This is a genomic window from Paenibacillus sp. 01T422 (genome assembly GCF_056398785.1).
The window spans coordinates 1-10482 of sequence record NZ_JBFTQB010000179.1 but is presented as its reverse complement, the minus strand read 5'-3'; the positions used below and the strand labels follow the sequence as shown (position 1 = coordinate 10482).

Below are 10482 nucleotides of genomic sequence, written 5' to 3'. Positions count from 1 at the left end.
CAACCGGCTTAGCAGCAAATAGCTCTGGTACACTAGTAAAAGAACAGCTACGGAGACAATGATATATAGCAGTGTTGGCTTCATGGTGAAAGGAGCTTTACGGTAAAGCTCCGGATGTTTGCGTGGTAGTTGAACAGCCGAGAGGACGGGGAAAATGCTAGAAAAGAGCAAGATGCCGACACCAAGTTGAGAAATCGTCGTTAGAGATACCCCCGTCACAATCGGTATGACGCCGAGTAAATAGTAGAACGTCAGCAGCCAGTGCGGCGTGCCAAATTTGCGATTGACGGCACCAAATGCTGCAGGAAGCCAGCCGTCCCGGCAGGCAACGAGCATTCCTCTCGTCACCCAAGAAAATGTCACGTTCAACGTTGAAGCTAACGCGAACATCGCTCCCCCAACGATAAAGAATAGAAACAACGGATTGGGCAGTACCGTTCTGGCCACTTCAGCAAGAGACTCTCCCGCAACCTCGCTAACCGGCAGAACACCAGTCGCTACGATACCTATGCCTATATACAATAGAGCAACGATTCCACTGCTAATCAGGATCGCAAGCGGAATATCCCGATGAGGACGTTTCATCTCCCCTCCCATCTCAACAACCGCATAAGCGCCGCCGGAAGCGAAGGAGGTCATCCCTACAGCTGTTAGCAGCCCTGTCCATCCACCTGGCATCATCTGTGTCGGATGAAACACCGAGTAGTCCACTTCCGAGACTCCCCACACAATAAAGACAAGCAGCGAAAGCAGTTTGATCACGACCAACAATTTACCCAATGATGACATAAATTTAACTCCGAACAGATTAATGAGATAGAAGAACGTGAGGATGATGAATGCGACTAGCATAATGGGCGTCTCCGGCATAAGCCCTTGTAAATATTGAGCGAATGAGATCGCATACACCGCAATCGTCAAATGACCAAAGGTGAATAAGAGCAGATAAACAAACCCCGCATTCGGAGACAGCAGCCGGCTCGTGTAAGTGTACATACCGCCTGTTGTGGGCAGTACAGAACCTAGCACCGCAAGAGGGATCGTAATAATGAGCATAAAAATCGATGACAGCAAGAACGCAAGCGGAACTCCAGTCCCCGTTAATCCGATGGCGATTCCTGTAATCGACATGATGCCTGCTCCAATGATTTGACCAATGGCAATGCCAATCGCGTCTTTTAACCCTAATACCTTCTTCAAATCCGCCTCTTCATTCACCACATTGATAACCCCCTCACAACTTTATTCATAAAGTTAACAACCAAATTCTTCATGCAGGCGACATTCCCTGCTAATTTTCTGAAAATTTATTTTTTTTGTAATCCGGCATAAATCTTCCCCACACCTGCATAGTTTATATAGTTGCTTATTACTGAAAGCCACATGAAACTTTTACAGAAAATCATTTTTACTTGGGAAGGGAAGTTGATTTCGTATTCTTACACTTGAGAAAATTGAACACATTGAGGTTGGCTGTACAAATCCGCAAGACGCGATTATTATTCGCCTGCTGGTCGAGGGCATTGAGGCCCATGAAATTGTTTATTTAAAAAAGAGCTCTTTAGACGCGAAAAAGCAGCTGCTCACTGTCACGGATGCCTTCGGGGCAAAAAGACAAGTACACGTATCAAAACAATGTGTCGAATTGTTTCAAAATGCTTTATGCCAGACGCAATATGTCGTCCATTTCGGCCATCCTACCAAGCAAAAGATTACCGATCTACGCAGTAGCGACGACCTGATCAAAGTAAGCATGCACGATTTCATCGCAAACCGCTGTCTGATTACACAAATGGATTGCGTAATTTTAAGAACCATCTATATGCGCCTCCGGCAATTAGCGGAAAGATTTGCGACACCGGAGCTTACATATTTGACTACGATCAAGCTTGAGATCAAACAACTAGCACATGCTTAACACACTGCGAGAGGCCTCAGGGCCTCTTTTTTGTTATGCCTCGCCGTCGTGGATGTTTCCTTTCTACTTTTTATGTATGAAAATGTTTGAAATATTCGATTCCGTATGATATCGTTTGTTTTGTAAGCGATTACAAATTTGAAAGGCGGTATGAGGTAATGACTTATTTTTCAATGAGGACAATCGGCCTATCCAACGTTTTTAGGAGGAGATCCTCCCGCCTCCTGCTCGTTTCGACGATCGTAGCTGCGTTTGCACTTCCGGCGCTAGCTGGAGCAGCAACCGTCAACTGCAGTACTGCCTCGTGCCTAACAACTGCACTTGCGAATGCCGCCCCCGGCGACCGGATTATTCTTGCCGCAGGAACCTACACGGGCAACTTTGTGTCCAGCGTAAACGGCACGGCTTCGAATCCAATCACGATTGAAAGCGCCAGCGCCACCAACAAGGCCATATTGAATGGAGGAGGAACTTCCAGCGGCTACACACTTTACCTAACTGGCGATTACACCCAAGTGAAGAACCTGAAAATCACCAATGCCAAGAAAGGCATTATGATTGACAATGCCAACAACGGCTTAATTGATGGTGTCGAAGTCTACAATATTGGCGAAGAAGGCGTTCATTACCGCGATGGAAGCTCGAACAACGTCATTCAAAACTCCAGCGTGCACGACACTGGACAAGTTACCGCCGATTATGGCGAAGGTCTTTATGTTGGCTCTGATGTCGGCAAATGGGGAACCTACGTCAAGGAAGCGGATAATAATCGCATGACGAATGTAACGATTGGGCCGAATGTGACAGCTGAATCCATTGACATCAAAGAAGGCACAACTGGCACCATTGTAGAGAACAGCACCTTCAACGGTACAGGCATCAGCGGTGCCAATGCGGCTGATAGCTTCATGGATGTCAAGGGCAATAATTCCATCATTCGCAATAATATCGTGAGCCGCAATGGCAACGCCATTATCGTCGACGCCTTCCAGGTGCATGAACGTTCACCAGGTTGGGGGTATAACAATGACTTTTACAACAATACAGCTAATTTAGATAATGCTACCCCTATTGTCATGCTGGTTAACGGAGGTTCGGCCAAAGCCTGCAACAATACTCGCACACCTGCGGGCAATATGTACACAGCTGGAGTAACAACTTACACATCCTGCACGGGCGGGACGGCAACCCCCTCCCTGTTGACGGTTTCAACCGTTAGCGATAGCGGCAACGACGGGAATGTCGCCACGAACACACTGGACAACAACTTAAGCACACGTTGGTCCTCTCAGGGTGACGGCCAATGGATTAAGTATGATTTGGGCACCAGCAAAACCATCGCCGATGCTTCCATTGCCTTCCATCAAGGTGACATTCGCACGACAACCTTTGACGTCCAAATTTCTAGCGACAACACGAACTGGACAAATGTGTTGACGAACAAAGTAAGCAGCTCGACGTTATCGCAAGTGACCCACGACTTTACAGATACGGCTGGCCGTTACGTGCGCATCGTCGGTCATGGCAATTCTTCCGGTAATGGATGGAACTCCATAACGGAAGTTGACTTTTACGGTAACTAAGCATAGCAAAGAAACCGATCCTGTTGTAAGGGGGGGTGTCTGATACCCCCTTATTAACAGAATCGGTCGGGAAACGGAGCGGATGGCTTGTTGGTGTTTAGCGCCGATTACTGCCGTTATTCACAGCGATAAACCCATTTTTACCCAAATAGCGGGAGTTTCTCCCGTTATTTGCCCGGAACTAGCAGCTTTCGGCTAGCTGCCGGCGATTTAGATGGAGCATTGCAGCTAGAATCTACCGCTATTTCTTCCGCWGCCAYGGAACAGCGCAGATTAGMGGTAGAATTTCCATCTATTCATCTGCAACATCTTAAAGAATCGCCCCAGTTGGGGTTCGGCATTGAAGCAGATGGCTTGTTTGTAATTAGCGCCGATTACTGYCGTTATTTRCAGCGATAAACCCATTTTTACCCAAATAGCGGGAGTTTCTCCTGTTATTTGCCGGGAACTAGCAGCTTTCGGGTAGCTATCAGCGATTTAGATGGAGCATCTACCGCTATTTCTTCCGCWGCCAYGGAACAGCGCAGATTAGCGGTAGAATTTCCATCTATTCATCTGCAACATCCTAAAGAATCGCCCCAGTTGGGGTTGGGCAATAYGGTTCGGCATTCGGGTTGGACAATGGAGCTGGGCATTGGTGCCCAGCATTGCTGAAATTGAATCGCCTGTCAATAATGCCGATAAATCCCGTTAAGTCGCTGGATCAGCATACTCCCACACCTGCAAAGCAGCCCCAATCATCCCGCTCCAGTTCCCGCGATAAGCCTTCTCAATCCTGACGCCATCATGCATGGACGGCATGGTTCTAGCAGCCACCTCTTTCCTTATGGCATCGAGGAAGCCATCGCCAGCTTCAGCCACGCCGCCGCCAATTATGATCAGCTCCGGATTAAAGATATGCACAAGTGTAGCTAACGCCGATCCTAGCGCTGAAATCGTATCCGCCATGACCTCGGCAGCCACTCGATCGCCCGACAGCCAGCGCGAGAACACTTCCCGCGAATCGATGGGTGCAGGAACCTCACCAGCTGCAACTAGCTTTTCCGCCATTCTGCGAGCAATATTCGTGCCTGACGCATAATGTTCCAGGCAACCTCTTCCTCCGCATAAGCAAGGCGCTCCTTTCCAATCCACCGAAAGATGGCCTAATTCCCCGCCTGCGCCCCAGCAGCCGTGTACAAGATGTCCATCAACAACTACGGCACCGCCGACCCCTGTCCCCAGCGCCACACACAGGAAATGACGAACACCTCTGCCTGCGCCAAGGTGTTTCTCCGTCAGTGCCAAGACATTCACGTCATTATCCACCATGACGGGCAGATGAAACTGCGCCTGCAGCAGCACCTTGAGCGGTGTCCCGGCGTAGCCCGGGAGCAGCTCAGAGGCAGACCGAACTTGCCCGACCGACCAGTCGATTTGTCCTGCGCTGCCAACGCCGATTCCTTTATAACGGCAGCCTGGCTTGACGGCCTCAACCTCGGAGAGCAAGCTCCGAATTGTCTGCGTAACACGGTTCATCGTATTTATTTGCCCCGCCAGGGTCGGCAAACTAACCGTGAACAAGACCTCTCCATTCGAGCTGACCACGCCGGCATTCATTTTCGTGCCGCCGATGTCAACGCCGATTGCGTAATCCGAACTGGGGTCAAATAGGACTGATTCCATCATCTTCTCCCCCCTTCCCTATCTCCGGCTCATCGCCTTGATATATCGGGCCGTAATCAATTGCGGCCGGGTAATCGCACTGCCGACAACGACGTTAGCTGCTCCGCATTCCAGCGCTTTCGCAGCCTCTTCAGGCGTCCAGATCCGCCCTTCTGCGACAACCGGAATCTTGACCGCCTCGCTGAGCTGCTGCAACAGCTCAAAATCCGGTTCATCCGACTGCCGGCTGTAAGAGGTATACCCCGAAAGCGTGGTGCCGATCAAATCCACACCAAGACGCTCTGCAGCAATCCCCTCTTCCAGCGTGGAGATATCCGCCATGACCGCTGCGCCCATCTTGCGGGCCAGCGCAATCAATGGTTTCACAGCTTCCAGACGACCCTCGCGATCCGTTACATCGAGCGCCACGACGTCCGCACCAGCCAAGACGATCGCTTGCACTTCATTGATCGTAGGCGTAATGAAGATGTTCGAGCCCGCCATATCACGTTTGATAAGGCCGATAACCGGCACCGACACTTCCTGCTTAATGGCCAGAATGTCGAACACGCCATTCGTCCGGATCCCCACTGCGCCTGCTTCCACAGCGGCTCTGGCCATTTTGGCCATCGTATCTCCGCCCCGCAGTGGTTCATTAGGCAGCGCCTGACAAGATACGATCAAGCCCCTTCCGGGAAACAGCTCCCCTGATTTTTGTGTCACAGTCCTTCTCCTTTCGCTTGCGCAACAAAACTTAAAATTCGCTCATTCAACGCATGAATACGAGGCAGATCCGTTTCAGCAACCGGCAGCAGTGGCATTCTCGGCTCACCTGTGTCATATCCCCGCAGTTTTAGAATCGCTTTGCAAGCGCCATACAAGGACGGGAATGACAATAAGTCCACGATCAGTTCATTCACAATAAACTGCCACTTCAACGCCTCCGCCATCTTTCCTTGCGCATAATAATTCTCAATGCGGAGGAAAAGCTCCGGCATAACGCCGTATGTACCGCCAATCCCTCCATCTGCGCCAATGCTTCTGCCGGCCAAATATTGTTCATCCGGTCCGTTGAAAACAAGGAAATCTTTGCCCCCGGCAGCTTTGAACTGCTGCAGCTCAAATGTGCTCTCTGAGGAGATTTTGACGCCGATGACTTTTTCTTGAGCAGCCATTTTGGATAGCAAGCCCAAAGATAACTGAAAACCCGTCGTTTGCGGGATATGATAAATGATGAAAGGCAAATCCGTGCTGTCGATGATCGCCTGCCAATGCGCTTCTACACTTGGCGCCGACAAACGGTAATAAATCGCAGGAACAGCGGAAACCGCGTGCGCTCCAATTTTCTCCGCATGAATGGCAAGCTCTACGCTATCGCGTGAAGCAGGTGCACCGACATGCGCAATGATCGTGAGCTCATCGCCGACTTCACCAACAACGGCCTCCAGCATAAGCTTGCGTTCAATGACAGATTGGAGCATACCTTCGCCGGAACTGCCGCCTACATACAAGCCTTTGACGCCTGAATCAGCATAATACCTAGCTAAACGGCGAGCTGACTCCATATCAATTTCACCCGATGCGTTGTAACAAGAATACATCGCAATTATAATCCCTCTAAATCGATCTAAATTGTAGGATTTCATACTGCATTTACCTCCGGTTTTGTAGGAATTTCTATACTATGCCTTTATTTATCCTTTTACAGCGCCCATTGTAATGCCCTGCGTGAATGCTTTCTGGAACACCAGGAAAATTGCAATCATGGGAACGGATGCCAATGCGGCTCCGGCCATGAGTACGCCGTAATTCGTCATAAACTCGCTCTGCGTCGTCATCATGGACACACCTAACGGCAATGTCATCATCGTCGTCGAGCGGATCATAATGAGCTGACTGAAGTAATCGTTCCAGGAAGCAATGAACGTGAAGATGGCAAGCGCACCGAGTGCGGGTTTAAGCAATGGCATTATGATGGTGGAGAACAATCGAATTTCCGAACAACCGTCCATTTTGGCCGCTTCCATCAATTCTCCAGGAATGGTCTGAGCGAACTGCTTCATCAGGAACACACCAAATGGCCAACCGATCGCCGGTAAAATAAGCCCATAATACGTATTCACCCAACCAAAATCCGCCAACATCGTAAAAAGCGGAACGAGAATAACTTGTTTTGGCAGCGCCATCGCCGCTATAAACATCGTGAAAATAATTTTGCGTCCAGGGAAAAGCTTTTTCGCAAGCACATAGCCGGCAGTCGAGGAAACGAGACAAACCGCAATCATTTCCACAATAGAGATGATGAAGCTGTTCAGCGTCCAACGCCAAATCGGGTTCTTAAACAATTCAAGCCAATTGCTGAGCGTCGGTTTAAGCGGAAACCATTCAGGAGGTATCGCTGTGGCGACCGTCTGAATTTTGAATGCGCCGGTCATAATCCAATAGAAAGGAAAAATAAACACAATGGTTGAAAGGATTAAAAGCACGGTGGAGACCACTTTCGTCGGTGTCCATGTACGTCTCTTACCGGTGTGGCGCTGTTTTCTGACACTGCCGGCGTGTGTGTGCACATGCGTATTTGCTATCATGATGACCTCCTAGTACTCAACATCGCTGCCAAAATATTTGAATTGAATTGTGGATATGATGCCAATTACGATCGCCAATATGATGCCCATTGCGGAAGCAAGACCGAAATGCCCGAGCATGAAAGCTTGTTCGTACACGCCATACATAACCGTCGATGTGCTGTATACGGGACCGCCCGAGGTTAGCAACTGAATTAAAGCGAAACACTGGAACGTGTTAATTGTCGTAATGACAATCACATAAAGATTTGTCGGCATGAGCATAGGCCATACGATTTTGGTGAAAATTTGCCACGGAGTTGCACGATCAATCTCAGCTGCTTCAATATAGGAAGTTGGGATGTTGCCCAGTGAAGCGACATACAGAATGATCGGCTGTCCAACAGACGTTGTAATCAGAACAGCAATGATCGCAAGCAGCGCAGTTCTTGTATCGCCTAACCACGATATCGGATCGAAACCAAATAAACCGATGAGATAATTCAAAATGCCATAGTTGGGATGATAAATCCAGCCCCACACAACCGTAATACTGACCACCGAGGATACAGCAGGTAAGTAAAAAACACCTCGGAAAAACGATCTGGAAAGCTCCTTCATTTTGTAAATGTTGCTTCCATTCCCTCTTCCCCATTTCTCGTGTGTAGTGAAGGAGCAGCGCCGCTTGCTTCGCTGCTCCTCCTGCCAATTGCCGCTTATTTTTGAACTTGCGCTTTGGCTTTGGCAATTGCCTCATTAGCTTTGGCCGCGAAGGAGTCCAACGCCTCTTTCCCTGTTGCCGTTCCTGTTAATGCGCGCTGCAGCTCAGGGAACCAGAACGTGCGGATTTCCGCATAACCGTCTGCGATTGTCGGAGGATCTGTAATAAATTGACGCGCCAGGTCCGCATATTTATACTCCGGATCGTCATACAAGCCAGTTACAGATGTACGAGCAGATAAACCGCCAGTCTGGATGACATTCTTTTTGCCCCAAACGGGATCATTCACAACGAAATCGATAAATTTCTTGGAAGCAGCGATTTTGTCAGCATTGCCGTTGTTGAAAATCGCAAGTCCTCCAAGGAACGGCTCAAGCTTGGGCTTCGAACCATCCAGTGTCGGGAATGGAAGCAGAATATCCTCAAACGGCACTTTCTTATTCGCAACGTTTTGCGCTTTCAGTACCGGCGAGTAGTTCAGGGTAAAGGCCAGTTTTCCTTGTAAAAATAAGTCGTTGACGTCAGAGGCGGCAAGAGAAGCTGCTCCCGCTACACTGATCTTGTCTTTGGTTGCTTTGACGACCCAATCCAAAGCTTTACCCGCTTTCTCGGTATTAATTGCAACTTGCGAGTTATCCTCGGACAGGAATCGGGAAACTCCCATGTTAGCCAAATAAGCGCGAGTGCCTTGATCACCTGCCGTGCTTTTCGCGAAGAAGCCAGTTGGAATCATTTCTGGCGCTTTATCTTTAACAGCTTGCAGCGCTTTTTCGTATTCCGCTACCGTCCACGTTCTGTCCGGTTTGTTCAGCGGAAGCAGATCGACAGCGCCTATTTTCTCAAACACGGTTTTGTTCACAGCCATCATGAACGGGCCTGTATTCAGCGGATACATGACGATCTGATCGCCGACGGTCGATTGCTTCCAGAAAGCTGGAGCAATATCATTTTTAACTTCAGGGGTAACCATGTCGTTTAATGGTGCGAGCAATTTCTTCTTGCCCCAATCGATAATGCGACCTGGAGCATCATAAATGACGTCAGGCGCCGTGTTGGAAGCAATCGCAACATTAAGCTTCTGAGGGCCTCCATCGAATGTAATCATTTCCAAATTGACTTTTATCTCAGGATACTTTTGATTAAATGCGGCAATGATTTGTTTCTCATATTTGCCGACTTCACCGTCCAATGTTTGGAAGTTGGGGAAGTTCCACCAAGTAATTTCGACAGGCTTAGCAGCCGCTTGGGTCGCTGCAGGTTTTGATGCGTCCGGCGATGATGCCGGCTTACTTCCTTCCGAATTACTGGTGCATGCAACCAATTGGGATCCTACTAGCGCTACGCCTAAGACGGTCATCAGCCCTTTTTTCAATGCTCTCATCTAAGTACCCCCATTATCGTTATAGGAACGAATGATTTCGCTTTCATTCCTTGCTCTAAGCATAAAGCATAACTATCCGTGGCAAAATCCCACTGGTTTTACATCTATGGTCGTATTCTGACCTCTTTGCTTTTCTATCTTTTTCAAACACGTTTTGTAGCGATTTTAGTATATAATTTAGGAAAAGAACAGAGAAGGCCACAATCTTTCGGGGGATCTTATGTACAAACTACTCATTGTCGAGGATGAGCCACTCATTCGCACAGGCATCAGGCATTATTTTAACTGGCAGGAGCTAAATGTCTCCCATATTGTAGAAGCGGACAACGGGAAACATGGCCTAGCAATGGCATTACAGGAGAGACCCCATCTCATTATCACGGATATCCGTATGCCGGAGATGGATGGACTTGAGATGATTGCGCAGTTGCGCCCCCAGCTCCCAGATACGGTGTTTGTTATTTTGACAGGTTTCAATGAATTTTCCTATGCACAGCAAGCCATACGGTTGGGCAACGTGCATGCCTTTTTGCTTAAGCCGCTCGAATACGAAGAAAGTCTGGCAACGATCCAAAGCTGCCTACATGAGATTGTAACCCGGCAGGAGAAGCGAGAAACCCATTCCGAGCTGATCCAGGAAAGAAAGTTGTCCAAGGGCAGCGAATGGG

At 48.8% G+C, this 10482-nt stretch carries 9 protein-coding genes; 2 read left to right on the top strand and 7 right to left on the bottom strand.

Annotation, left to right across the window (positions count from 1 at the left end; genetic code table 11):
- Positions 1–1221: APC family permease (locus AC1DUA_RS12565; protein ID WP_477500076.1), on the bottom strand; the 1221-nt coding region annotated here is incomplete at its 3' end.
- 855 nt (positions 1222–2076) lie between these two features.
- Here AC1DUA_RS12565 and AC1DUA_RS12560 point away from each other — a divergent pair.
- A complete protein-coding gene (locus tag AC1DUA_RS12560; protein WP_477500075.1) occupies positions 2077–3501 on the top strand; it encodes a discoidin domain-containing protein in 1425 nt (474 codons plus the stop codon).
- Between the two features lie 690 nt (positions 3502–4191).
- Here AC1DUA_RS12560 and AC1DUA_RS12555 read toward each other — a convergent pair.
- The 6 genes from AC1DUA_RS12555 to AC1DUA_RS12530 form a co-directional block, all read right to left on the bottom strand.
- Positions 4192–5169, bottom strand: coding sequence for an ROK family protein (locus AC1DUA_RS12555; protein WP_477500074.1), 978 nt, complete (start codon positions 5167–5169; stop codon positions 4192–4194).
- Positions 5170–5184: 15 nt separating this feature from the next.
- Positions 5185–5868 (bottom strand): N-acetylmannosamine-6-phosphate 2-epimerase, encoded by a 684-nt coding sequence (locus AC1DUA_RS12550; protein WP_477500073.1) that lies wholly within the window; start codon positions 5866–5868, stop codon positions 5185–5187.
- Positions 5865–6791, bottom strand: coding sequence for a dihydrodipicolinate synthase family protein (locus AC1DUA_RS12545; protein WP_477500072.1), 927 nt, complete (start codon positions 6789–6791; stop codon positions 5865–5867). Before AC1DUA_RS12545 ends, AC1DUA_RS12550 begins: the two co-directional genes overlap by 4 nt.
- A 48-nt stretch (positions 6792–6839) precedes the next feature.
- Positions 6840–7733 (bottom strand): carbohydrate ABC transporter permease, encoded by an 894-nt coding sequence (locus AC1DUA_RS12540; protein WP_477500071.1) that lies wholly within the window; start codon positions 7731–7733, stop codon positions 6840–6842.
- A gap of 9 nt (positions 7734–7742) precedes the next feature.
- The gene (locus AC1DUA_RS12535; protein ID WP_477500070.1) at positions 7743–8333 is read right to left on the bottom strand and encodes a carbohydrate ABC transporter permease; all 591 of its coding nucleotides are present in this window, start codon (positions 8331–8333) and stop codon (positions 7743–7745) included.
- A gap of 95 nt (positions 8334–8428) precedes the next feature.
- Positions 8429–9814 carry an ABC transporter substrate-binding protein gene (locus AC1DUA_RS12530; protein WP_477500069.1) on the bottom strand — a complete coding sequence of 462 codons (1386 nt, stop codon included), beginning with the start codon at positions 9812–9814 and terminating at the stop codon, positions 8429–8431.
- 220 nt (positions 9815–10034) lie between these two features.
- Here AC1DUA_RS12530 and AC1DUA_RS12525 point away from each other — a divergent pair.
- Positions 10035–10482, top strand: a 448-nt coding sequence (locus AC1DUA_RS12525) for a response regulator (RefSeq protein ID WP_477500068.1), incomplete at its 3' end; no start/stop codon positions are given.

What these genes read in the sequence shown, in the direction of transcription:
- AC1DUA_RS12555 (WP_477500074.1), bottom strand. Translation starts at nt 5,169, where the DNA reads ATGATGGAATCAGTCCTATTTGACCCCAGTTCGGATTACGCAATCGGC.
- AC1DUA_RS12545 (WP_477500072.1), bottom strand. Translation starts at nt 6,791, where the DNA reads ATGAAATCCTACAATTTAGATCGATTTAGAGGGATTATAATTGCGATG.
- AC1DUA_RS12540 (WP_477500071.1), bottom strand. Translation starts at nt 7,733, where the DNA reads ATGATAGCAAATACGCATGTGCACACACACGCCGGCAGTGTCAGAAAA.
- AC1DUA_RS12560 (WP_477500075.1), top strand. Translation starts at nt 2,077, where the DNA reads ATGACTTATTTTTCAATGAGGACAATCGGCCTATCCAACGTTTTTAGG.
- AC1DUA_RS12535 (WP_477500070.1), bottom strand. Translation starts at nt 8,333, where the DNA reads ATGAAGGAGCTTTCCAGATCGTTTTTCCGAGGTGTTTTTTACTTACCT.
- AC1DUA_RS12530 (WP_477500069.1), bottom strand. Translation starts at nt 9,814, where the DNA reads ATGAGAGCATTGAAAAAAGGGCTGATGACCGTCTTAGGCGTAGCGCTA.